Origin of the sequence: Corynebacterium propinquum DSM 44285 (genome assembly GCF_000375525.1) — a bacterium.
GTDB lineage: Bacteria > Actinomycetota > Actinomycetes > Mycobacteriales > Mycobacteriaceae > Corynebacterium > Corynebacterium propinquum.
The window spans coordinates 158,770-183,186 of sequence record NZ_AQXC01000004.1 but is presented as its reverse complement, the minus strand read 5'-3'; the positions used below and the strand labels follow the sequence as shown (position 1 = coordinate 183,186).

The window sequence follows — 24,417 nt, the reverse complement described above, 5'->3', positions numbered from 1 at the left end:
ACTAGCTACCGGCCTGTTCCGTATTCTCTCGCAGATGCTGCAAAATCTCAGGTGCTACAACCGTGACCGACCCCGCACCCATCGTCAACACCAGATCATGCGGGCCGGCAAGCGAAGCCACCGTTTCTGGAACCGCCGACATGTCAGGCTCATAACGTACGGTGACAGACTCCTCCATCGCGTTGGTGATAATGCGGGAGGTCAACCCCTCCACCGGGGTTTCTCGGGCACCGAAAATATCCAAGACCACGCAGGCGTCGGCAAGCGAAAGCGCCTGGGCAAACTCCTGATAAAACTCTCTGGTCCGCGAATACAGATGCGGTTGGAAACAAGCGATCACTTTGCCGCCTTGGGCTTCTGCCAACACCTGTTCACGCGCTGCCGTCAGCACCGCCATGACTTCCGTGGGGTGGTGGGCATAATCGTCGTAGACCTTCACCCCGTCGAATCGGCCGCCGTCGACCGCGCCGTGATATTCAAAACGCCGACGCACCCCGGCGAAACTAGCTACCCCCTCGGCCAATTTCTCGGGATCGACACCAGCGGCAGTGCCCGCCAAAACCGCGGCCACCGAATTCAACACCATGTGGTAGCCCGGGATCTGCACTAGATAATCCAACGACATCGCAGACTCTTCGGTGCTTCCCACTCCACGCGGCACCCGCAATTGCAGCCACACGCGCGTACCAGCTGCCAACACTTCCGTTGCAGTCACCTCAGCCACCAGGAGCCTGTCGACCTCCGGCGAGCGGGTCTGCGAAGCAGTGCCATAGCCCAACACCGTAATACCGCGCTGCGCGCACGCTACCGCAAGATCCGCAGTGTGGGCGTCATCCAGGCATGCCACCAGCACACCGTCGTCGGCAATAAGCTCAGCGAAATCACGGAACACCTGGAAGTAATTGTCCGCAGTGCCGAAGTAATCTAAATGGTCCGGCTCGATATTGGTCACCACCGCGATCGACGGACGGTAACGCAAAAGCGATGCGTCCGACTCATCTGCTTCTGCAACGAAGATATCCCCGGTGCCGTGATGCGCATTGGTACCAGCACGGTTCAACTGGCCACCAATAGCAAAAGATGGATCCACACCCGCGCCCTGCAATGCGGTAACCGCCATCGACGTCGTCGACGTTTTCCCGTGCGTCCCAGCGATCAACACCTGGGTAGAACCATCCATGAGCTCCGCCAACAGATCCGAGCGACGGATCACCGGGATGCCATGCTCAGCCGCAGCACGCAATTCCGGATTATCTTTCGGGATTGCCGCAAACGACGTCACCACAACCGTCGGCAAGCTCCCCGACAACTCCAAATTTTCAGCGTGGTGTCCGATGGCAATCTCCGCCCCCATCGAACGCAGCGCGCGCACCGGGCGGGAATCTTTCATATCCGAACCAGACACCGTGGCTTCCCGCGAGAGCAAGATCCGGGCTACACCCGACATTCCTGCGCCGCCGATCCCGACTAAATGCACCCGCGACAGATCGACCGTGTCGGGGTTCGTATTCAACTCTGCATGCATGTCTGACACGAGTGCTCTCCTAGTTAGTAGAATCAGGTGTTCTTATCGCCGGGCGCAGTTATTTTTGCGCATTCTTATTACCGCGCATTTTTAGTATCGTTCGCGGACGCGGATTCTTCCTCCGGGTCCTCAGCAGGCGCATGCCGGGAAGGATTGACTGAACGATCGAAGATGATGCGCTCAGCCAGCCGCCACGCAGCGTCTCCTTGTTCGCTCGCGGCAGCCGCAGTACGCATCTGCCGGTAGGTTGCGTCATCGCCGAGAATCGAGGTCACGGCGTCATGCATCACATCCGGCGAGAATTCCGCATCATCGATTTTGCGCGCAGCGCCCTCGGCAACGACAGCCTCACAATTGAGCCCCTGCTCACCATTACCATGTGGCAGAGGAACATAAATCGCAGGCAACCCGGAGGCAGAAACCTCGGCAACGGTCATCGCACCGGAACGGCAGACCACCAGATCCGCGACCGCCAAAGCTGCCGCCATGTCCTCGATATACGGCAATGACACATAATGCGCATGTTCACGCGGCGGCTCGTTTTTCTTTCCATACGCATGCAGTACCTGATACCCGGCGTCGACAAGCCGGTCGATGCTGCCAGCCACCGCAGCGTTGATTGACGCTGCCCCTTGCGAACCACCCGTCACCAAGATGGTCGGGCGATCTGTCACGAGACTAAACAACTCCCGGGCACGGGCAGCTTTCTCTCCACTGGGGTCCCCGCCTGCCAACTGCGGGCGCACTGGGATCCCGACAATATCGCCTTTCATGCCGGATCCTTCGATAGCGTTAAAGCCGGTACCACCCAAGCGCACACCCATTTTGTTCGCCATCCCAGCCAACGCGTTAGTCTCCAACACATAAAACGGGATACCCAAGGATTTTGCCGCCAAATACGCCGAAGCAGACACATACCCGCCAGTGCCAAACACGGCATCGGCGCGGTTTTTCTTGAGAATCTTTCGTGCCTGCCGGATCGAACGCAGCACCTTAAACGGCAACGCGAACAAATCCGCATTGATACGTCGCGGCACTGGCACTGGGGTAATCAGTTCTAAAGGAAAGCCACGGGCCGGAACAATATCGCTTTCCAGCCCGCGGGAAGTACCCACCGCCAGAACCTTTGCGCCGTAACGGTTGCGCAGCACCTCACCGACAGCCAAGGCTGGCTCAATATGTCCGGCCGTGCCACCTCCCGCGAGGACAACGGTCAGTGCCGAATCGGTCGTTGACGCCATGTTCCTGGTTGGCCTTTCTGGTTCGGGTGCGAGTGCGAATGATTGTGTGCGCTACGCGCGCTGGCGCTGGAGGCCGTACGCGACCGGGATGTCACCGCGGTGCCGAAGCGCTGGTCCGCTCGCCGCTGCTCCGGCCGCGTCTGTTGCGGGCGCCGTGCCGGCTGCCGCCGACCACTACGCTCCCGGGAGCGCTGGCCACCGGCTGCCGCGCGGGCGGAAGCAACGGCGACCGTAGGCTCAGGAATCATCAGCACCCGGTCGAACAGTGGGCGGCCGTAGCTTTGCATGTACGACACTGCCTCTGGTTCATGCCGGGCCACCGACGCCAATAAGCCCATCGCGCCGAGCGTGACCACGGTGGAGGTACCGCCGGACGAAATCAGGGGCAGCTGCACACCGGTCATCGGCATCAAGCCGATCACATAAGAGATATTATAAAACGCCTGTGATGCCACCGTAGCGGTCAAGGTAGCCGCCAATAGCGACTGGAATTGATTTTGCGCGCGCATGGCGGTACGCAAACCAAAAATTCCCAAGATCACGAACATCAGGATGACCAGCACACCGCCGAATAAGCCAAGCTCTTCGCCGATGATGGCGAACACGAAGTCATTTTTTGCCTCTGGCAAGTAGAACCACTTCGCGCGCGATTGGCCAATGCCGACTCCCGTCAGCGACCCGTCCGCCAGGGACAGAAAGCCCTGGTAGCTCTGGAATGCCGAGCCCCGGGTGTCGGTGAAGTTGCCGGTAAACGCACCGAAAAACGTCGTAAAGCGTTCCCCGCGGTAGCCGCCGCCCAAGAACACAAAGATCAATCCAACGAAAGCGCCAGTGACCGCCAGCGCGATCACGCGCCAGTTGATGCCCGCAAAGAACAGGGTGAATCCAACAACCACAGCGAAAGTCATCGCCACACCAAGGTTGCCTTCGGCGATCATCGCGCCAAAAAACACCATCGAAATCAAAATATAGATAACGAACGGATTATTCAGCCGCACTTCGCTCAGAGTGCGCGGCGGGCGTTTGTTGGCCAGGCTCAATGCACCAAACATGGCAACCGCGATGCGAGCAATCTCCGAAGGCTGCAGGCGAATCGGCCCCAGGACAATCCACGATTGCGAACCAACCTCGTTACGCCCCACACCGATACCGGGGACGAAAACCAACATGGTCAAAATACCCGCGAAGGCAAGAAACCACGGGGTAAGCCGCTTGACGGTACTAAACGGAGTACGCAGCGCCAACCAAAACGCCATTAATCCCAACACAACATAGAAGGTTTGCCGGAAAGCTTGCGCCCACACGGTATTACCTTCGATGACCGACCAGGTCATGGTCGCCGAAAACGCCATGACGACACCGATGCCGACTAACACAAAAATGGCGATGCGCAGCATCAAGTAATCCAAGCCAGGATGCTTGGGCATAACCAGCTTCCAGTTACGCAAGGTACGTCGGCGTCGTTGCGGGGTTTGTGTGGCCATGGTTAACCAGAGTAGTCGGATGTGGCCCTAGCGAACAGATCGCCACGCTGGGCCATGCCAGAAAACATATCGAGAGACGCCGCCGCCGGCGCCAACAACACCGTATCGCCTGCGCTTGCCAACCTGTGCGCTGCAGCAACCGCACGCTGCATGCATTCGCGCGGTTCTACAGAATCGATAATTTCTACCGGGATCTCCGGTGCCTGCTCCCGCAGTGTTTCGGCAATACGATGCTTGTCGACGCCGACCAGCACCGCGGCTTTGATGCGGTGTGCTTCCGCACGCACCAGCTCCGCAACGCTTGCGCCTTTCAGCTGGCCGCCTGCCACCCAGACTATGGAAGCAAGCCCCGCCATGGCCGCCTGCGCGGCATGCGGATTGGTGGCCTTAGAATTGTCGATATAGTCCACGCCATCGATGCTCGCGACCACTGCCCCGCGGTGCGCCGCGACGCGGTAGCGTGCCAGCCCTGCTGCAATATCGCTAGGGTGCACGCCGTAGTCATAAGCAGCGGCTGCTGCTGCCCCAGCATCCAATATCCCAGCCGCGCCCGGTGGTTGTAATCCCTCGGTGCGCGCGAGTTCTCTGGTTTCGAGGTCTGCATCGCCGGCCACAACCAGGGCGCCATTGACCACACCGACCTGCCCGGGCCGCGGAGCATATTGCGTAAACTCCCGCGAACTCAGGCCCTGCTCGCTGACAACCAGCTTGGCTTCGGCATCGTCAATACCCACCACACGCTTCGGCGCACGCAAGACCGCGGCTTTATCCGCGGCATAAGCAGCGAAGCTACCGTGCCAATCAATATGATCGTCGGCAATATTCAGCAGCACCCCGACATCCGGGGTGAGGCTCGGCGCCCAGTGCAGCTGGAAACTCGACGCCTCCAACACCAGAATATCCACCCGTGGTGTAGCCGCCAGCGCTGCAAACACCGAAGCGCCGATATTGCCTGTGGCCAAGGACCGCTTGCCGACGCGTTCCCCATGCGCATCCAAGATGGATGCCAGCATGCCCGTCGTGGTGGTTTTGCCGTTGGTTCCGGTGATAACCAGCCAATCGCGTTTCGGGCCATATACTCCGGCGCGATCCAGGCGATAGCCCAGTTCGACATCACCAATGACTTCCAATCCTGTATTCTGCGCAGCAACGAGTAACGGCGCATGCGGTGGCCAGCCGGGGCTGGTGACCACGAGGTCGAGCGCAGCAAACTCGGCACCGGATGCAAAATCGACCTCGCTGGCCGCCACGGCAGTCACCCGGGGTGTCGAATTCTCCCGGGCTTCTTCGGTACCGGCGTGGGTAGGCCGACCCGCCAATTCGTCGGCAAGCTGCGTTGCCGCCGCCAGGTTGTTATCGGCAATGATCACGTCCACGCCGAGATCCACCAAGGCTTTCGCACACCCTGCCCCGGACACACCGGCGCCAGCTACGAGCACGCGGTCGAGTTTAATATCCACAAGCGTTACCACCTATCAGTATTATCCGGGCAGAATGAGCAGGTCAGCATTATCCGGTGAGCATTATCCGGTGAGTAGCAGCCATTCGCCATAAAACAGCGACGTACCGAAGATCACTGCCATAGCAGAGAGCAACCAGAAGCGGATGACCACCGCGGTTTCGGCCCAACCACCATTTTCGAAGTGATGGTGGATCGGCGCCATCCGGAAAAAGCGCTTGCCGCTGGTGCGGTAGACAGCAATCTGAATAACCACCGAAGCCGCCTCGATGACGAAGATGGAACCGATAACGATCATCAGCAGCTCAGTGCGCGTCGTCACGGAAATACCAGCGACAAGACCACCGAGTGCCAACGACCCAGTATCGCCCATGAAAATTTTCGCTGGTGCAGCATTCCACCACAAAAAGCCCAAGCTGGCGCCGAGACCTGCAGAAGCCAAAATGGCGATATCCAGCGGGTCCCGCACCTGATAACACGCAGCATCGACGGCATGGGAACACGAATTTCGGAACTGCCAGAAGGTAATTAGCGTGTAGCCACCCATAACCAGTGCGGTGGATCCAGCGGCTAAACCATCGAGCCCGTCGGTGAAGTTGACGGCGTTCGACCATGCGGAGATCAAAATATACATGAAGATAACGAAGATGATGGTGCCGATAATCACGCCACCAGCAGCGATATCAAAGGTGTCGATATCACGGATAAACGACAAGTTCGTCGATCCCGGCGTGAGCCCTTGATCATTAGGAAACTGCAGCACCAAAATCGCGAAAGCGATGGCCAACACCAACTGGCCAACGAGTTTCCCTGTCTTATTCAGCCCCAGGTTGCGGGACTTAAAGAGTTTGATTGAATCATCGGCAAAGCCCAGCGCTGCCAACCCGAGAACCAGGCCGAGCACCAACAAACCCGAGGCGGTAAATGATCCCGCGTTCGTCAGCAAGCCAAAGATATTGACCAGGACGTAAGCCACCGTAATGCCCAGCACGATCGCGATTCCGCCCATGGTTGGGGTGCCGCGCTTACGCATGTGCGAACGGGGACCGTCTTCGCGGATCTCTTGGCCCCGGCCCACGTTAGTGAAGTACCGGATCAGCACCGGAGTCGTGAAAATCGCGACCAGGAAGCTGATAACGCCGGAGAGAATAATCTGAGTCACTGGTTACTGTTCCTTATGCTTTGCTCAATGCTTCTTGTCTACGCTGCTTCTGATCGAAGCCTGGTTTATGCAGTTAGGCTGGTGTGCCTAGCAGCTGCTCGGCAACCCGCCACAGGCTCCACGCGTGTGAGGCTTTCACCAAAACCACTGCGCGCTGCTGTGCCGGACGAAGGATCTCTTCCACTGTACGCGTCGCACCATTCACATCTGCAACATGGCGGGTGCTAATCCCAGCTTGCCGTGCACCGGCTACCAACGCGTTGATGTTTTCGGTCTTGCCGACGGCTACCAGCGTGTCGACGCCAAACTGATCTAATTGCGCGCCTAATTCCTGGTGCACAGCAGCTGCATCAGAACCCAACTCGCTCATTTCGCCGAGCACCGCAATCGCCTGCACCGGCGCAGGCGCGGCAGATGCCAGCGCCGCAAGCCCTGCCCGCATCGATTCTGGATTCGCGTTGTACGCATCGTTGATGACGGTGACGTTATCGGCACGCTGGCGCACATCCATTCGGTGCGCCGATACCGCAGTGTAATCCCCCAGCGCGACGGCGATGTTTTCCAGCGAAACACCTGCTTCTGCCGCGACTGCTGCAGCCGCGAGCGCGTTGCTGATTTGGTGGGCACCCATAACTTGTAGACGCACCGGAACAGACTGTCCATCCGGAGTGTGCAAGTCAAAAAACGGGCGTGCAAGCTCGTCGAGCGTGACCTCACTGGCATAGTAATCCGCGGTGGTTACGCCTTCGGCAGAAAAAGTCACCACCTTGCCCGGGGTTCTCGGCGCCATGCCCGCGACCACCGGATCGTCGGCATTCAGCACCGCGATACCGCCCGCGCTCGCTGTCGGCACCGCTTCAATCAACTCGCCTTTAGCTTGCGCAATCGTGTCCTTGGAACCAAACTCTCCCAAATGCGCGCTGCCCACGTTAAGCACGGCACCGATGCGCGGCGGAGCGATCTCTGCCAGCTGGGCGATATGCCCAATACCGCGTGCGGATAGTTCGGCGACGAGAAATTCTGTATCCGCCGTACAGCGCAGCGCGGTATACGGGTGGCCAATCTCGTTGTTAAAAGAACCCGGCGGGGCGATCGTCGGGCCAGCCGTCGACAAGATCGCCGCAAGCATGTCTTTCGTGGACGTCTTTCCGGCAGAACCAGTCACCCCCACCACCGTGAGTGCACCATGCTCGGTCAATTCGGTCACCACTGCGCGAGCAAGCGCGGCAAGAGCGGCCAACAACGCACGTACCGAGCCGTCCTCATCATGGGCGAAGACATAGGCCTGTGAACCGGCCGCATCGTGTGACTCAGTAACTTGCGAATCTGTTTCGTGCGACTCAGTTTCGTGCATCTGCGGCAGCATGGGCACGATGATCGCCGGAGTGCCCACCGGGCGGGCCGCCAACGTCACCACAGCCCCAGCCTCGTGGGCTTTGTGCGCGAAATCGTGACCGTCAACCTTGGCGCCCGGCAAAGCCAAAAACAACCCACCTGGGCTAACTTTGCGGGAGTCGAATTCCACCGAACCAGTGACCCGCACATCCGGATCAGGAACGTTATCGAGCCGCCCGCCAACAATATCGGCAATCTGTGCGATGGTAAACGGAATCATTATTTCGCCTCTTTTCCGGCCAGAGCCTGGGCAAGCACAGTGCGATCGTCAAATTCGTGCACGGTATCACCCACGATTTGGCCAGTCTCGTGGCCTTTGCCCGCCACGACGATGGCATCGCCAGCCCGTGCCCAATCGACCACAAGCTGAATAGCTTTGGCTCGATCGCCTTCTTCTACTAGGTGCACAGCTTCGTCTGCCGAACCCACAGCCACACCCGTCCTGCCAGCTGCGTGCAGCGCTTCACGTGCGCCCTGCATAACGGCCGCGCGGATCGGTGCGGGATCTTCGGTACGCGGATTATCATCCGTGACCACAACATAATCGGCGTGCTGCGCAGCAATACGCCCCATGATCGGGCGTTTCGAGGAATCACGATCACCACCGCAGCCGACCACAACGCCCACGCGGCCACTGACCTGCCCACGCAACGTCGCCAACACAGCTTCCAACGCGCCCGGTTTATGCGCATAATCGACTACCGCGACAAAATCCTGGCCTTCGGCCAGCGATTCCATCCGCCCCGGAACCGCGACGGTTTCCACCCCGCGCACAAACGCAGCGATGTCGGCGTCGGCAAGCCGGGCCATCGCGCACGCCAACGCGGCATTAGCCACGTTGAAGCGTCCCGGAAGCGGCAGATTAAATGCTATTTTTTCACCAGCGATTCGCAGCTGCACTTGTTGGTTACCGCTGGCTGCCAGTTCCGCTGAGTCCACGATAACCTCGGCATTCGGGTGCACTGCATCGGCTGAATCCCCGCTGCTGAGATTCGTCTGCACACGCCAGCATTCCTGAACATTGTCGTCGGCAATAACGGCCATATCGCGCCCCCACTGCTCATCAACCACGATCGCAGCTTTGTGCGTTGCCAACTCTCCGCGGAACAACCGGGCCTTGGCCTGGAAATAATCCTGCATCGTCGGGTGAAAATCCAGGTGATCCTGCGATAAATTACTAAACCCGGCAACCGCGAACTGGGTGCCATTTACTCGCCCCAACTCGAGCGCGTGCGAAGAGACTTCCATAACGACGTGGGTAACACCCTGGGCCACCATCATCGCGAAAAGCTCCTGCAGTTTCGGTGCTTCCGGAGTAGTCAGGCTGGTAGGAACCTTGACGCCATTGATACGCGTACCCGTAGTGCCGATGATGCCGACCTTCGCGCCGGTAGCGCGCAATCCGGATTCCAGAATATAGCTCGTCGTGGTTTTCCCGGAAGTCCCGGTAATGCCGATGACCTGCATCTTCTGCGATGGGTGCCCATAAATCTCGGCGGCAATAAAGCCCAGCACACCACGTAGGTCGTCCACGACCCAGACCGGACGATCCTCACCCCGGTTCACCAATATCCCAGCACCGGCAGCATCCGTGAGAATTGCTGCAGCTGCAGTGCGTTCCGCAAATTCCGCACCGTGGACCCGGTTGCCCGGCAAGGCTGCAAACAGCTCACCGGATTTCACAGCTTTCGAGTCCAGACTGATCCCGGTGATGGTGTGCGCGGTGCTGGTATCACCGGCAAGCTTTCCGCCGAACTTTTCTAGCAGTGCGTCCAAAGATGTACTCATCGGGGGCGTGCTCCTTTTCGAAAACTAGGCCGGTATCGAATGCTGGGCCGGTGGATTCTACGGTTTTACGTCAATCGCTGCTTTATCGGTTCAGCCACCACTTTACGGTGCTTGCAGCGTCAAATCTGGTGCAGCTGGCGACGGCGGAACGTTGTCCCGATCCAGCAACCACGAGGCGATCTGGTGGAACAGCGGTCCGGCACTAGCTCCGCCGCCCCCACCATCGAGGACGCCGCGTTCTGGCTCATCCAACATGATCGCAACGACGAAACGTGGATCGTCCACGGGCGCGATGCCTGCGAAGGTGATCCAATAAGCGGAATTGGAATAAGCCCCGGTGTTCGGGTCGACCTTCTGCGCGGTTCCCGTCTTGGCGCTGATGTTATAGCCCTCAATATTGGCGTCCGGCGCGGTGCCGTTGTTGACGCCCGCTGGATCTGCCTGCACCGTAGCGCGGAACATATCAACCACGGCCTCTGCGGTTTCTTTGCTGACTACGCGCGTCTTTTCTGGTTTATCGTCGCTGGTCGAAGCGTCAGTCTTTTTGTCGTTCGCACCGTTGCCGTCATTTCCGTCGTTGCCGTCGGCCGCAGTTCCTGCGCTACCAGCGGCATCGTCGCTATTGTCCTTATCGTTGGCGTTCTTGTCGTCGCGGTCGGATTTGATGATGCGCGGTTCAACCCGTTCACCACCATTAGCCAGCGTTTGGAAAACCGATGCCATCTGCAACGTGGTCCACGACATGCCTTGCCCGATCGGAAGGTTCGCAAACGTCGAACCCGACCATTGTGAGCGCGGTGGCCGCAGCCCTGAGGACTCATTAGGCAACTCGATGCCCGTGGTTTCACCGATCCCGAACTTATTCAGGTATTCGTCGAACTTATCCTGGCCGAGCCTTTCTGCAAGCTGCAGCGTGCCGACGTTGGACGATTTACCGAAAATACCGGCCGTCGTATACGGCAACGGACCATGCGGCCAAGCGTCATTGACCGTGACATCCGCGACCTGGATGCTGCCCGGTACCGTGTGTACCTCATCTGGGGTGGTCAACCCCTCTTCAATCGCAGCAGCTGCCGTAATGATCTTTGCGACGGACCCGGGCTCATAAGGGAAAGAAATCGATCGGTTATCGAAGTGCTTGCCTTCTTCTAATTGCTTTCCGATATCACCATTCGGATCAATGGTATCGGTATTCGCCATCGCCAATACTTCACCCGTTGTGGCATCAAGCACGACAGCTTCGGCTGATTCCGCCAAAGAATTACGCTTGGCCTGCTCCAACTGCTGCTGCACATACGTTTGCAGATCCAAATCCAGCGTCAACTCAATATCTTTGCCGTCGACAGCTGGGGTCTCGTCACGCAAGGTACCGGGAATGACCTGTCCATTGGTGGAGACATCTTCTGTCGATCGGCCGTTAATGCCGGACAGCTTCGAATCACGTGAGGCCTCCAAACCAAACTGGCCGGTGCCATCCATCGAGACCCGCCCAACAACGTTTTCGCCGATCGCGCCGTTAGGATATTGCCGAATATCCTGGTGATCTGCTGCTACACCATGGAATCGCTCGGAAATTTCGGCGGCAACATCCGGGTCCACATTGCGCACGAGCACCTCATACTGAGTGTCCGCGTTGAGCTTATCCAGCAGGTCTTTCGACTTGAGATCCTGCTCATCATCGGAGGCTTCTTCGATAATCTTCGGAATCTCTCGAGACATTTCGCGCAGCGTTGTGCGGACGTACTCATCCTTTTGCTTGTCGTCAAGACGCTCATCAGATTCTAATTGCGCCTGCTCCCGTAGTTCTTTGCGCAGCGTGGTTGGCGAAACAGTCAGCGAGCGCGCCTGCATGGTGTAGGCAATCTGCTTGCCTTCCCGATCCAGCACTGCGCCGCGTCGAGCCGGGTCAACATAAATCCTTGCACGCTGGTCTTCAGCGCGCGCCGATAAATCTGGCCCCCAGACCACCTGCACCCAGGCAAGGCGCCCAGCCAATACCACAGCAAAAACAAGTAATAATGCCGCGATCAACCGCAAGCGCTTATGCATCAGCATGCGCTGCGCTGGTTGCGGCGTGCGCGAAGAACCTGGGCGTGCCGAACCATTCGGACTATGAGGGCCACGCTGCGCAGAAGATGTCACGGCGGAAATGTCACCTTCCTAATTAGCGGAAATTGGGCTGGTACGGCGCCTGTAATGGAGCTTGATTGTCGTGGTTTTCTGGGTTTTCTCCACCTGAGCGAGCCGCATCTGGGTCGCCAGCACCCGATTCGTTCGGGGCTGGTTGCTGGTTGCCTTCCACTTCCGCGGCAGCTCCTTCTGGGGCTTGCGGGGCACCAGCTTGCGGGTACGGAATGCCACGACGGCCTTCCGGAATTGACTCCAGTCGCTCACGCAACTCACCAATGCCGTCTGGATCACTCGAAGCTTGCCCCGGACGAACAGGCTCACCGTTGACATCAATAATAGGACGAGTGTCTGCCGAAGCCGGGCGATCTTCCACAATGTCGCCATTTTCTTCCCGACGCAGGATACCCGGCGACTCCGGAATCTCCAGCCCCTCGTCAACCGCATGCCCTGCGATCTCTGCCGCGGAACGCACGTTTTCCAGATCACGATGCAGCGTTTCTAGTTCGTTGTTCAGCTGGCTTTCTTCCGCGGTCAACACCTGCACACGGAAAGTCTGCTGCGTAGCAATACCTGACAGCCAAATCGCGAAAACGATGCCACCGACCATCATGGCGATAGCGACAATAGACAAGCGGGCGCGCGTCGTCACGCGCTTGACCGGATTTACCCTACGGCCGCGTACGCTAACAACCTGTTGCGAACCCAACCGGTGCGGGCCCTTGCCAGGTTGCGGCGAATTCTGCCGTCCACCGCTGCGCGATGGGCGTGACGGCTCAGCATAACCGACTGCCCCAGCAGCTGCCTGGCCGCTGCGAGCACGGACACCAGCCTGCCGGTTGGCTCGGGTATATTCTGCCCGGCGCGGCAGCGTCGCCGTGCCATTGCTAGAGGAACGATCCGCGGCGCTGCGCTGGCGTTCATCAGTATTGGTATACATCTCTAGACACGACCTTCCGAGTCCACCGCGGATGCGGCTTGTTGATCTTGCTGTGGGTTGTGCTCCGGCAATTTTTCGACAGCGCGCACCCGCACCGACGCTGCGCGTGGATTATCCTCGATTTCTTGCTGGCTAGCTTGTTCCGCCCCGCGAGTAACCACACGGAACTTCGCGGCTGTGCCCGGTAAGTCCATTGGTAGCCCTGCTGGGGTTTTCGACTGCGAAATATCACGGAAATGCGATTTGACTAGGCGGTCTTCCAAGGACTGATAACTCATGAACACCGCTCGGCCGCCATCCCGCAGCAAGCCGGTAATCATTGGCAGCGCGTTTTCGATGGCCGCCAGCTCCTGGTTCACTTCAATGCGCAGCGCTTGAAACGTACGCTTTGCAGGATGACCCCCACTACGACGTGCCGGTGCCGGGATGGTGGCATACAGCAGCTCTACAAGACGCTGGGAGGTCGTAAACGGTTCCTTGTCCCGCTCACGCAGCACCGCAGAGGCGATCTTGCCAGCAAATTTCTCATCGCCATACGTTTTCAAGATACGTGCGAGAGCACCATGCGAATACGTATTGAGGATATCCGCCGCAGTCGTCGGCGCCGAAGCATCCATACGCATATCCAGCGGCGCATCTGCCTTATAAGCGAAACCACGCTCCAGCTGGTCTAGTTGCATCGACGACACACCGAGATCAAACAACGCCCCAGTGATTCCCTGCTGGGCGGCGTCGACAAGAAGTTCAGGATTACCCGCATAACTCGCATCCGCTGCGGCAGCTTCCGAAGCATCCGTTGTGACTGCGGCTAGCTTGTCGCCAAATTCATCAAAACGGCACTGTACCGCGCACACGCGATCCAGGTACGGCTGCAAACGTTGCGTGGCCGAGCGTAAAGCATTCGCATCACGGTCAAGACCGATCACGCGCAACTGGGGAAACTGCTCGAGAAAAAATTCCGTGTGCCCGCCTGCACCCAAGGTGCCGTCGACAAGAATTCCGGTGCCACCCGAAGCTTCGATAGCAGGGGCCAGCAATTCCGCCATCCGCTCACGCATCACTGGGACGTGACCGTGGTCCTGTACCGGCTGCGCCGAACTCGCTTCCGCGGAATTAGCTGCATCAGTTGGGTGTGCCATGGCGACTGTCCTCCCCTCGCGCGATAAACGTCGTGATGATGGGGTGCATACAGGGCTCTGTTCGAGGCAGGTTTCTGATGTCGGGGAAGTACACCAGAGGCATCCGCCTCAAACAGAGTCCTTATACACACTCCGTGCGCTGCCTTAGAGAAGGCCAGCCAGCACTTCGTCAGCGTCGGCTGCGGAATACGCAGCTTCGGTCTGTTCTTGGTATGCGGCCCAGGACTCTTTATCCCAGATCTCGAGAAAATCCACAGAACCTACGACCACGCATTCCTTGGACAGGTTTGCATACTCGCGGTGCGCCGCTGACAAGGTAATACGACCATTGCCGTCCGGACGTTGTTCATCCGCGCTTGCTGCCAAGTTACGAATGAACGCGCGTGCCTCCGGGTTGGTACGTGAGACCGTTGCCGCTTTGCGTGCGCGAGCAGCGAACTCTTCCCGGGGATAGACCGCCAAAGAGTGGTCCTGCCCCTTCGTTACCATAAGCCCACCGGCGAGTTCGTCTCGGAATTTCGCCGGTAGTGTCAGCCGCCCTTTGTCGTCGAGCTTGGGAGTGTATGTGCCGAGAAACATTCTCGGTAACCTCCTGTCACTCAACTCCTCCGGTACACGGGTTTTCTCTGACCGTCACTTCCTTGTTCGTGCATACAGATTCACGCGTCCATGTCTGACATATCTGCGCGTTTACAAGATTGGTCGTGTCGGCTAAGCCCACTGTACCCCACTTTGCCCCACAATCAACCCCAAACACGTCGGCAACACGCGCAACACCGCCAGTATGGGCCTATTCATGCAGGTAGCTGGCATTAAATTGGGTGGGGGAAAATTCCTCAGATGCGCTGTGGACCACCGCTAAAACACCACCATTGTTTCGGGGTTTAGGCAGCCGCAACGCGGAACACAACAAGCCTAAGGGATTTAACTCTGAGGGCTCTGCCAGGGGTTCTAGCTGCGGCTACGGCCTGAGTCACTGCTGCCCGGTCCAGCAACGCAGCCAGCAGACCAGCACCGTGGGGCGAAGTGGGAATGGTGGGGCAAAGTGGAGATTATGGGTGCAGCACCCACGTGGTGGGGCAAAGTGGGGGGGCATGGCCGCAGCACATAGCGAAAACAGTTAGGCACGAGAAAACCCCACGATAACCGTGCAGATCACCATGGGGTTAAGCCCGCGTAACGCTAGAAAACGCTTAATTCTCGTCAAAGCGAGAGCGGAAGCGCTCCTCCATTTTGTCGCCCAAAGTGCGCTTACCATTAGCGGCGTTGTTATTGCGCACAGATTTAGCAGCCTTCGACTTCCCGCGCGAAGAGCCCGAGGAAGAATTCGACAGCGAAGCCGCGGAAAGCTGACTGTTGGAGTTCCCATTACCACGCAACATCCATACACCAGCACCGAACATCACCAAAAACCCGACGATGCTAATGGCGATATACCAAAGGCTAAACTGCGCGGCGGCGGCGCCACCGATGACAGCAACCAGACCGACTACTGCTAGCGCGACGCCACGGAGTGTGAGTCCCCCGCCCTCACCAAAACCAGTGAAGGGCGAATCATCTTCGGAAACTGAAGAGCCAAACTTGGGGTCCTCAGCAAGCAGCGACTCCTCAATCTCACGGAGTGCTTGCTGCTCTTGCTCAGACAGCGACACGGTGGTTCCTCCTGGTGGGGCAATAGGCATCCCATACGGCTTGCCGTCGGCGCGCATGGACACTTCTCACTAGCTTTTCTCTCTAGTTAACGCCCAGACTATCGCTATTGTTCCCGTAATTTCTACTTTTTGCGAGACCTCATCACACCAGATCGCGCCGAGCATCACAGTTGGCGCCATATTAAGCCGCAGTACGTTCCACCAGCGTCTGCGCAGCAACCTCAACGAGAAATTCATCCACTAATTTCAATAATGACATCACCTGCAGCTCCGAGATTTCTGCGCCCAGGCCAAGCCCAATATCCCGGCACACCCTGGAATACGGCTGAAACCGGTGGACCCACTGCTTCCCTGCGGCATCAACCAGCGCTAGCTGCTCCCATGCGCTTGTCGGCTTCCGACGGCGTTTCCCCACCGGAGAAACTGCAACCCGCGCACCAGCCAAACGGAGGCCAGCCCAGTAAGCGAATTCCAGTGCCTGGCTAGCATCACCATCGCGGAGGTAGGCACGCGCCTTACCCATCAGCATTTCCGCGCTTGCTACCAGCTTGCGGTGCCGGGTTAGCGCTGCAGAGTCCACTCGAGCACTGCCTGCCCCAGCACGAGAAATAGTGGCTCCAGAACGGCGCGTACGTGGCTGCATTCCACCCCGGCGCAAGCTGGCAGTGTGGTTAAATTTAGTGGTTGCAGAAATAACTTGTGGCATAGTGTTCAACCTCGCTCTATATTTCGCTGCTACGTCGTTGCTATATCGTGTCGCTGCTACATCGTGTGAAATTGAGACTATGCCCGGCCGCTCACACCCACCCTGCCGGATACGCAAATCTGTTCGAAAGAATATCGCCAACCCCATGAAGATCGAATACCGCCGCCTATCGCCACAGGAATTTTCCCTGCTAGCACCCGAATTAGTCAGCATTTACCTTGCCGCAATGGAGTATTCGCCACACGTCGCAAGCAACCGGATTAAAGCCTGGCGGCGTGACATCTTCCACCCCGGGTTTAGCGCCATCATTGCGGTCGTTGGCGACACGATCATTGGGGTGGCCTACGGCTTTTTGGGCTACCGCGGTTACTGGTGGGACAACCATCTGCGCACGTTTTTAGAACAGGCTGGAACCACCAACAAATACCGCCCGCAACTCAGCAGTTACGCCGAGCTCGCCGAATTGCACGTACTGCCACAAATGCAAGGCCATGGCGTCGGCAAGCGCCTTTTAAGTCGACTGGCCTGGAATATGCCAGCCGATTACCTTTTGCTTTCCACACCAGAAGTCGCAGACGAATCCAACCGGGCATTTGGCTTATACCGCTCACTCGGCTTTCGTGACATCGTCCGCCACGTGCACTATCCAGGTGATCCCCGCGCCTACGCGATCTTATCTGCCCCACTCCCCTTAGCCGATACGTCCAACCAGTAGGCTCACAGGTACTGAAAGCATTGAAAACCAGCCAAGCTCAGCCAAGTCAAACCAGATAACGACGCTGACGCCCTGGCACCGACCACCCCGCAAGGATTTTTCCGTGGCATTCGAATTGCGTGATCAGAACGAGCCATTCTTAGCACTCGAGCAACTTCCCGACGCCGCGCACGGCGCACTCGAAGACTTTTTTGCTTCGCGACGCCGCGAGCTCAGCCACATCGGGGCACCGGTAACACAGGCGATCGACTATCTAGAACGCTTCGTGCTGGACGGCGGAAAACGCATCCGCCCGCTGTATCTCTGGGCGGGTTTCTGCGGCGCCCAGGCGACAGGATTAACCGCAAGCTCCGGCGCAGGCGAAGACCACGATGCTGTGATCCGCGCCGCGGCCTCCCTCGAACTCATCCAGGCCTGTGCGCTTATCCACGACGATATTCTCGATGCCTCCGAAACCCGGCGCGGCAAACCAGCTGTGCACCGGCAGGTCGCTGATACACACGACGCACAAGGCCTGCTCGGTGATGCCGGGCATTTTGGTACCTCAGTGGCGATTTTGCTGGGAGATATGGCACTGGCCTGGGCCGATGACATGTTCCGCGAATCCGGAATTTCCCCACAGGCACTACTTCGCGCGCAGCAACCTTGGCATCATATGCGGCAAGAAGTCATTGGGGGCCAAATGCTTGATATTTCCATCGAAGCTCATGCCGACGAATCCCGCACGCTGGCCGCCAATGTTAATCGCTTCAAAACCGCCGCGTACACGATTGAACGCCCCTTGCACTTGGGCGCGGCAATCGGCGGCGGATCCGAGGAACTCATCACTGCTTTCCGCGGCTATGGCCGGGATATTGGGATTGCCTTCCAGCTTCGCGACGACCTACTGGGTGTATTTGGGGACCCCGAGGTGACCGGCAAACCTGCTGGGGATGATTTACGCGAAGGCAAGCGAACAGAACTGATCGCACTGACGTTGTCGCGGGCCGACGAACGTGACCCACACGCCGCAGCTGATCTCCGACGCCTGTTGGGCACCACGTCCGATCCGGCAGACATCAACCGCATGCGGGAAATCATCACTGCTTCTGGTGCCGTCGATGAAATCGAGCGCGACATCGACCAGCTGCGTGAATCCGGTTTGGCGCAGCTGCGCGCGGTCAGCCTGCGCGACGACGTGCGCGCCAATTTGGAATCACTCGCAATCAAAGCCACGAGGCGTCACAGCTGATGACTGTTCGACTACCCATTCCGCGCCCACTATGGCTCGGGCTAGCAGCGACCGTATTGCTCACGGCCTCGTCATTTGGTGCGGGAGCCGTGCGCAACCGGGGCGGTATCCTCCACGAACTCGGATGGAGCTTTCTTACCTTCGGCCACGCGCGTGGGCTCGCCAGCGTGGTCTACTGGATAGCACTCTTCTTGCTGGTTTTCGCGTGGGCATTGCTCGGACGCCACATCGTCGGCAAGCCGTCGTGCGGTGAGCAAGACACTAAGGCGACACAGCCGGCTACCGCCTCCGTCGGCAAGCATATTGCGGTGTGGGTGGCCCCACTGTTATTAGCAGGTCCCTTGGCCTCCCGTGATGTCTATTCGTATCTGATGCAAGGCGCGATGCTGCGCGACGGCTTCGACCCCTACAACGACGGTGCGGCGGTTAATCCAGGACCATATTTGCTGGAAGTCTCCCACGATTGGCGCAACACCACCACCCCGTATGGGCCGCTACATTTGTGGACCGGTGAGATAATCACCAGCATCGTCGGCGACAATGTCACAGCCGGAATTATAGTTTATAAATTGCTCTCTATCCTGGGCTTTGCCGGAATTGTCTACGCCGTGCCCAGGATCGCCCGCCATGTGGGTGGCAATGCAGAACTCGCATTATGGATGGCTGCGGCAAACCCTGTGATGATCCTGCACCTGATCGGTGGCATGCACAACGAATCCGTGATGGTCGGACTGGTCTCCCTAGGGCTATTGCTGGCGCTGCGGAAAAAATTCCTGCTCGGCATCGCACTGATCGCGGTTGCGGTCTCACTCAAGGCTACCGCGGGCATCGCCCTACCATTCGTGGTGTGGATGATGGTGCGCCACTACACCGCGCTAGACGACCCACTGTGGCGGCGGCTACTCAGCCTACTGGTCACCGGCGTGGTTGCCGTGGCTGAAACCGTTCTCGTGATCGCGGCCGTGACCGTTGCTTCTGGGTCATCGTGGGGCTGGCTGACTGAAATCACCGGAAACTCCAAGGTAGTTAACCCACTGGCCCTGCCGACCCTGGTGACCGACGTGCTCGTCGGCGGGGTGCTCGGTTTAGCCGATATCGAGCTCACGTACAACCAGGTGCTCGCATTAACTCGCACAGTCGGCTCGCTGCTGATGCTGGCTGGGCTCGTCATCGCGTGGCTGGTATTTCGGAAAACCCAGCGCGCAACCGTCCAAGGCATCGTCGCCGCGTACTCGGTTGCCTTTGTGGCCAACTCCGTGACATTGCCCTGGTATTACGCCTCACTGATTTCGCTAGTCGGAGTCGCGCGCCCACCGATGTGGGTGTGGAAGCTGGCAACCGGCGCTTCGGTGTTTATCGGGTTGGGTTTCGCCGCTGGCGGCAACCATCAATTCTACAACCTGGTGTGGGTAGTGGTTACCGGCGCGGTGGCTTGGGCGCTGACGGTGCTGGTGTTCCCTCTTGGTGCGCGGGTCAGTTACCCAGCGGCGCCGGTGCAGCACGATCCGGACAAAATGCAGACGATTACAGAGCCAGTGCCTGCGCGCGGCGAATAACTTCGCGCGCCAAATGCCCGTGCAGCGCATCGATCGGGCGAGACGGCAAAGTCTCATCCGGGGTAAACAAATGCTCGAAAATCTCATCATTGCTGAAACCACCGTCAGAGAGCACAGTGATTATGCCAGCAACGTGCTTGCTGATCGCACCCTTGTCATTGAAAAATGCCGCAGGCACATAGCGCTTGCCCGAAAGTTCCACAGCGATGATGCGCTTGGCCGACAACAAGTCGTGCACCCGCGTGATGCGCAGACCGAGCTTGTCGGCAACCTCCGGAAGCGTCAGCAGCGTCTCGTCGGCAAGCAAAGTAGCTAGCGTTTTTTCGCTCAATTGTTTTTCGTTATCCAACACGCCACTACTCTACTACCAGCGCTCAACCACAGGTGCTCAGCAACCAATGCTCAGATACCTGGACTCTGCTACCTGTATGAAGCCGCAACGCTTATCCAGTCGGACCGCGGAACTCACTGCCCTGCTACACACTTCGCACCGGTTATCAGTCATACTGGAGACCATGACAAGGCTGGAACAAGGCGAGGTGCTGGAAGATCGCTACCGCATAGATCGAGCAATCGCACGCGGCGGCATGTCCACGGTATACCGCTGCCTCGACCTTCGCCTGGGGCGCGCAGTAGCCGCGAAAGTGATGGACGGCGACTACCTGGATGACCCCATCTCACGCGACCGTTTTACCCGGGAAGCACGCGCGATGGCACAACTGCGCCACCCCAATATCCTGGGCGTATACGATTTCTCGTCCGCCGGCGAACACGTCTATCTCATCACCGAGCTGATCACCGGCGGCACCCTCGGCGAGTTACTCGCAGAAACCGGGCCGCTGGATCCCGCCACCGCCACCGTGATGCTGCGATCCGTGTTACAGGGGCTTTCTGTCGCCCACGCGAAACGCTTAGTGCACCGCGATATCAAGCCACACAACGTACTGATCGACGCCGATGGTGGCATTAAACTTGCCGATTTCGGCTTGGTGCGAGCGATGAACAACACGCAAAAAACCTCGAATCAGATCGTCGGCACGGTCTCGTATATTTCGCCGGAGCAGGTCGACGGTGGCCGCATCACGCCCGCGACCGACGTCTATTCCGCGGGGATCGTGCTGTTTGAGCTGCTGACCGGCCAGGTGCCATTCGTTGGTGAGACTTCCCTGGGGCGCGCACTCGCCCGGCTGCACAATGATGTGCCAGCCCCCTCAGATTTGATCGACGGCGTGCCACCGCTCTTCGACGCCTTGGTGGCTTCTGCAACCACCCGCAACCCGGATGAGCGTTTCCGGGATGCCCGAGAATTTTTGGATGCGCTTGACGACGTCGCCAGTGAGCTGCAACTTCCCCATGTTGCCGTGCCAGTACCCGAAAACGCGGCGGCACACCGAGCCGCAGTGCACACACCATTTGCGGAATCTCCCCTGCCGGAAGCAACGGCACACTTGCCTCTCGCCGACGACGAGGATAAACCCGCTGGCATTATCCCAAACAGCTCCGCTAGCCGAGCCCCAAACGGCGTCCCCAACGACAGTGCCTCCAGCGACAACGCGCAACCGCGGGAAACGCTTGCCGACGGCACCGTCGCCGATACCCCAGGAAGACCCACTCCGCCAGCTGCGATGCCCGCAGGTTTCGGTGGCCCGGTAAGCCCAGCCGCGCCACCGGTTGCGCCAGTACCACCGCGGGCGCACAACGAAACACGGCTAGAAGGCCCCTTTGCAGACAAACCGCAGCCTCCGGCTCCACCGGCAGCAGCAAGCCCAGCGCCAAAAGAAAAACCACTCAGCAACCGCTCCACAGTGAAGCTGTTGCTGGTGGTTCTGGGAATGGCCGTGGCAACCGGCGCTGTCGCCGTTGCCAGCTGGTGGTTCGGTTCAGGCGGTTACGGCTATATGCCGCAGCTCTGGCTCTAGCAGAAATTGGTGTTCGCAGCGGTACAGCGCCCGCTAGAGTTGCCTACTACCGGTGAGCAGTAACTGCCGTGTGCCGCGGATTAATTACGCAGCATCTCCGCAACCAAGAAGGCCAGCTCAAGAGACTGCTGAGTATTCAACCGCGGATCCACTTTAGACTCGTAACGGCCAGGAAGATCGATATCCGTGATATCTTCTGCGCCTCCTAGACACTCCGTAACATCTTCGCCAGTCAGCTCGATGTGGATACCACCTGGATGAGTACCCAGTGCGCGGTGTACCTCGAAAAATCCCTGGACTTCATCGATGATCTTGTCGAAGTGTCGGGTCTTATAACCATTCGATGACGTGAACGTGTTGCCGTGCATCGGGTCAGACTGCCACACAACTTTGTGGCCTGATTCTTCCACGGCTTTAATCACACCAGGTAAAACGCTGCGGACTTTGTCGTGTCCCATGCGCGCCACGAAGGTCAGGCGCCCTGGTTCCTTATCCGGATCCAGTTTGTCGGCGTACGCCACGGCTTCTTCCGGCGTGATCGACGGGCCAATTTTGATACCGACCGGGTTGGCAATCAAGGCGCAAAAGTTAACGTGGAAGTCATCCAAACCACGGGTTCGCTCACCAATCCAAACCTGGTGCGCCGAGAGATCGTAGAGTTTGGTCTCATCATTTTCGTCTTTGCCTAAACGCAGCATTCCACGCTCATAATCGACGAGCAAAGCCTCATGCGAACAGTAAATATCGGCGGTTTTCAGGACAGAGTCGTTAACGCCGCACGCGTCCATGAAACGCAGACCACGCGAAATCTCATTCGCCAATGCTTGGTAGCGCGCGCCTGCAGACGATGTAGCAACAAATTTCCGGTTCCACTCATTCAACCGGTGCAAATCAGCAGTTCCGGAGGAGGTCAACGACCGAACCAAGTTCATTGCGGCCGATGAGTTAGCATACGCACGAATCATGCGGGCGGGATCATGGCGGCGGGCTTCTTCCGTCGGCTCCACACCATTAACGATGTCGCCGCGGTAATTCAGCAACCCATTACTGTCGTGATCAGCAGAACGTGGTTTCGCATACTGGCCAGCAATACGTGCAAGCTTGACCACCGGAGTGGACGCACCATATGTCAGGACCACTGCCATTTGCAGCAGGGTTTTGATGTTTCCGCGGATGTGCGGTTCAGTATTGGTCTCAAAAGACTCTGCACAGTCTCCGCCTTGGAGCAAAAAGGCTTCGCCATTAGCAACCTGGGCCAACTGCGATTTCAAGGAATAAACCTCAGGTGGCAGCACAATCGGTGGAACCGATTCCAGAATCTTCCGTACGTTATCTGCTTGGGCGCGATCCCACGACGGCTGCTGACCGGCTGGACGAGCAATTACATCTTCAAACCGCTCACGGATGCCATCCGGCAGCGGTGGAAGATCAGGGAGTACTTCTTTGGGGATATCTACTGTCCAACTCACACTTCCATTAAAGCAGAAGCACTGGAAAACGGCTAAGATATGATTCTTTGCACACGATTCTCGCGATCCAACGCGGCCACGTTCTGGCATACTTTAAACTTTTCCAAGTTGTGCCGTGCGTCGACAAGCGCGTCATGGTTACCCTTTGGCACATCCGGCAGTTTTGGCCGTCCCACCATTTCCCACAGCTGCTTTAGCTCGTGGGTGAAGCGCGGGAGATTTTGTGGTAAGCCACTCATATCACCCCACAGTTGCACCAGCACAACATGGTCATATGCACCTACCCAAGCCCACAAGTCAGGCCGCCCGTCGGTAGTGAGAAATCGCAGGACTTCTCGACGGATTTGTGCATTCGACTTCCACACCGACGCAGAACGCGGGGGCAATTTATTCAACACATTCTTGCGCACCCAAGCATTGGCGCGGTGCGGATCAAATTCTGTCGATACTGCGTAGTATTCCTCGCCGCGTTCGGAAACAATGCCGATCGAGACTAACTGAATTGTATTGCCGTCTTCGATAAATTCGGTGTCGTAAAAATAGCGCACGTTAAGCCCAATGTCTTCCTAAATCGACGGCAATGTTGTGAATACAAAGTTGTGGATATGAGATTGTGAGTGCGAAATTGTGCCTGTGAAATTGTGCCCGTGAACGGCAGATCTCATCACTCAGCAACGTTTTCCGACCGCACCGATCTAGCCCCACGCTTGTCAGCGACGACGCAATGGCACGAATAACAGCAAGACGATAAGCAGAACTGAGATAGGTCCGACGACAGTGGCATCCACACCAATTGACGCCAAAACCACGTAACCGATGATGGCCATCGTGACCGCGACCAGCCGGAAGATGGTGAGTTTATCCACGATATGCTTCCTTCTTTCTTAGCATGCTGCGCACTCGGCAGTG

21 protein-coding genes are annotated in these 24,417 nt (G+C 58.1%); 4 read left to right on the top strand and 17 right to left on the bottom strand.

The genetic code is table 11. The features are described from left to right. Position 1: 1 nt before the first annotated feature. The 13 genes from murC to B142_RS11975 all read right to left on the bottom strand — a co-directional run bounded on the left by murC (position 2) and on the right by B142_RS11975 (position 16,618). Entirely contained in the window at positions 2–1,513 is a 1,512-nt protein-coding gene (gene murC / locus B142_RS0105270) for a UDP-N-acetylmuramate--L-alanine ligase (RefSeq protein WP_174232069.1), read from the bottom strand. 89 nt (positions 1,514–1,602) lie between these two features. Further along, a complete protein-coding gene (gene murG, locus B142_RS0105265; RefSeq protein ID WP_018120503.1) occupies positions 1,603–2,766 on the bottom strand; it encodes an undecaprenyldiphospho-muramoylpentapeptide beta-N-acetylglucosaminyltransferase in 1,164 nt (387 codons plus the stop codon). Continuing rightward, positions 2,739–4,250 (bottom strand): FtsW/RodA/SpoVE family cell cycle protein, encoded by a 1,512-nt coding sequence (locus tag B142_RS11985; protein ID WP_155860939.1) that lies wholly within the window; start codon positions 4,248–4,250, stop codon positions 2,739–2,741. The genes murG and B142_RS11985 overlap by 28 nt, the downstream gene beginning before the upstream one ends. A 2-nt stretch (positions 4,251–4,252) precedes the next feature. Beyond that, entirely contained in the window at positions 4,253–5,710 is a 1,458-nt protein-coding gene (gene murD / locus B142_RS0105255; protein WP_018120501.1) for a UDP-N-acetylmuramoyl-L-alanine--D-glutamate ligase, read from the bottom strand. Between the two features lie 63 nt (positions 5,711–5,773). Beyond that, the gene (gene mraY / locus B142_RS0105250) at positions 5,774–6,871 is read right to left on the bottom strand and encodes a phospho-N-acetylmuramoyl-pentapeptide-transferase (protein WP_018120500.1); all 1,098 of its coding nucleotides are present in this window, start codon (positions 6,869–6,871) and stop codon (positions 5,774–5,776) included. 73 nt (positions 6,872–6,944) lie between these two features. Continuing rightward, positions 6,945–8,486: a UDP-N-acetylmuramoyl-tripeptide--D-alanyl-D-alanine ligase gene (locus tag B142_RS0105245; protein WP_018120499.1), complete on the bottom strand. Its 1,542-nt coding sequence runs from the start codon at positions 8,484–8,486 to the stop codon at positions 6,945–6,947. Beyond that, positions 8,486–10,054: a UDP-N-acetylmuramoyl-L-alanyl-D-glutamate--2,6-diaminopimelate ligase gene (locus B142_RS0105240; protein WP_018120498.1), complete on the bottom strand. Its 1,569-nt coding sequence runs from the start codon at positions 10,052–10,054 to the stop codon at positions 8,486–8,488. The genes B142_RS0105245 and B142_RS0105240 overlap by 1 nt, the downstream gene beginning before the upstream one ends. Positions 10,055–10,156: 102 nt before the next feature. Further along, complete coding sequence (locus B142_RS0105235; RefSeq protein ID WP_039733860.1) at positions 10,157–12,103, bottom strand: peptidoglycan D,D-transpeptidase FtsI family protein; 1,947 nt, start codon at positions 12,101–12,103, stop codon at positions 10,157–10,159. 115 nt (positions 12,104–12,218) lie between these two features. Then, the gene (gene ftsL / locus B142_RS12890) at positions 12,219–13,121 is read right to left on the bottom strand and encodes a cell division protein FtsL (RefSeq protein WP_018120496.1); all 903 of its coding nucleotides are present in this window, start codon (positions 13,119–13,121) and stop codon (positions 12,219–12,221) included. Positions 13,122–13,123: 2 nt separating this feature from the next. After that, the gene (gene rsmH / locus B142_RS0105225; protein ID WP_018120495.1) at positions 13,124–14,260 is read right to left on the bottom strand and encodes a 16S rRNA (cytosine(1402)-N(4))-methyltransferase RsmH; all 1,137 of its coding nucleotides are present in this window, start codon (positions 14,258–14,260) and stop codon (positions 13,124–13,126) included. Between the two features lie 144 nt (positions 14,261–14,404). Further along, on the bottom strand, positions 14,405–14,839 hold the full coding sequence (gene mraZ, locus B142_RS0105220) for a division/cell wall cluster transcriptional repressor MraZ (protein WP_018120494.1): 435 nt from the start codon (positions 14,837–14,839) through the stop codon (positions 14,405–14,407). A gap of 614 nt (positions 14,840–15,453) precedes the next feature. After that, on the bottom strand, positions 15,454–15,912 hold the full coding sequence (locus B142_RS0105215) for a DUF3040 domain-containing protein (protein WP_026167861.1): 459 nt from the start codon (positions 15,910–15,912) through the stop codon (positions 15,454–15,456). A gap of 181 nt (positions 15,913–16,093) precedes the next feature. After that, positions 16,094–16,618, bottom strand: coding sequence for an SAV_6107 family HEPN domain-containing protein (locus B142_RS11975; RefSeq protein WP_018120492.1), 525 nt, complete (start codon positions 16,616–16,618; stop codon positions 16,094–16,096). A 145-nt stretch (positions 16,619–16,763) separates the two neighbouring features. Between B142_RS11975 and B142_RS0105205 the strand changes: the two genes are divergently transcribed. The 3 genes from B142_RS0105205 (at position 16,764) to B142_RS0105195 (ending at position 20,120) form a co-directional block, all read left to right on the top strand. Beyond that, positions 16,764–17,333, top strand: coding sequence for a GNAT family N-acetyltransferase (locus B142_RS0105205; protein WP_018120491.1), 570 nt, complete (start codon positions 16,764–16,766; stop codon positions 17,331–17,333). Between the two features lie 103 nt (positions 17,334–17,436). Next, positions 17,437–18,564: a polyprenyl synthetase family protein gene (locus B142_RS0105200; RefSeq protein ID WP_018120490.1), complete on the top strand. Its 1,128-nt coding sequence runs from the start codon at positions 17,437–17,439 to the stop codon at positions 18,562–18,564. Continuing rightward, positions 18,564–20,120: an alpha-(1->6)-mannopyranosyltransferase A gene (locus tag B142_RS0105195; protein WP_018120489.1), complete on the top strand. Its 1,557-nt coding sequence runs from the start codon at positions 18,564–18,566 to the stop codon at positions 20,118–20,120. The genes B142_RS0105200 and B142_RS0105195 overlap by 1 nt, the downstream gene beginning before the upstream one ends. Here the strand turns inward: B142_RS0105195 and B142_RS0105190 are convergent. Next, a complete protein-coding gene (locus tag B142_RS0105190) occupies positions 20,089–20,472 on the bottom strand; it encodes an Rv2175c family DNA-binding protein (RefSeq protein ID WP_018120488.1) in 384 nt (127 codons plus the stop codon). The two genes, B142_RS0105195 and B142_RS0105190, sit on opposite strands and share 32 nt — an antisense overlap. Before the next feature lie 163 nt (positions 20,473–20,635). Here B142_RS0105190 and B142_RS14170 point away from each other — a divergent pair, with 163 nt between their 5' ends. Beyond that, complete coding sequence (locus B142_RS14170) at positions 20,636–22,039, top strand: protein kinase domain-containing protein (protein ID WP_018120487.1); 1,404 nt, start codon at positions 20,636–20,638, stop codon at positions 22,037–22,039. 80 nt (positions 22,040–22,119) lie between these two features. Here B142_RS14170 and B142_RS0105180 read toward each other — a convergent pair whose 3' ends face one another. The 3 genes from B142_RS0105180 to B142_RS13525 form a co-directional block, all read right to left on the bottom strand. Beyond that, a complete protein-coding gene (locus B142_RS0105180; protein WP_018120486.1) occupies positions 22,120–23,508 on the bottom strand; it encodes a class II 3-deoxy-7-phosphoheptulonate synthase in 1,389 nt (462 codons plus the stop codon). 32 nt (positions 23,509–23,540) lie between these two features. Further along, positions 23,541–24,056 (bottom strand): polyadenylate-specific 3'-exoribonuclease AS, encoded by a 516-nt coding sequence (locus B142_RS0105175; RefSeq protein ID WP_018120485.1) that lies wholly within the window; start codon positions 24,054–24,056, stop codon positions 23,541–23,543. 162 nt (positions 24,057–24,218) lie between these two features. After that, positions 24,219–24,374 (bottom strand): hypothetical protein, encoded by a 156-nt coding sequence (locus B142_RS13525; protein ID WP_018120484.1) that lies wholly within the window; start codon positions 24,372–24,374, stop codon positions 24,219–24,221. Between the last annotated feature and the right edge of the window lie 43 nt (positions 24,375–24,417).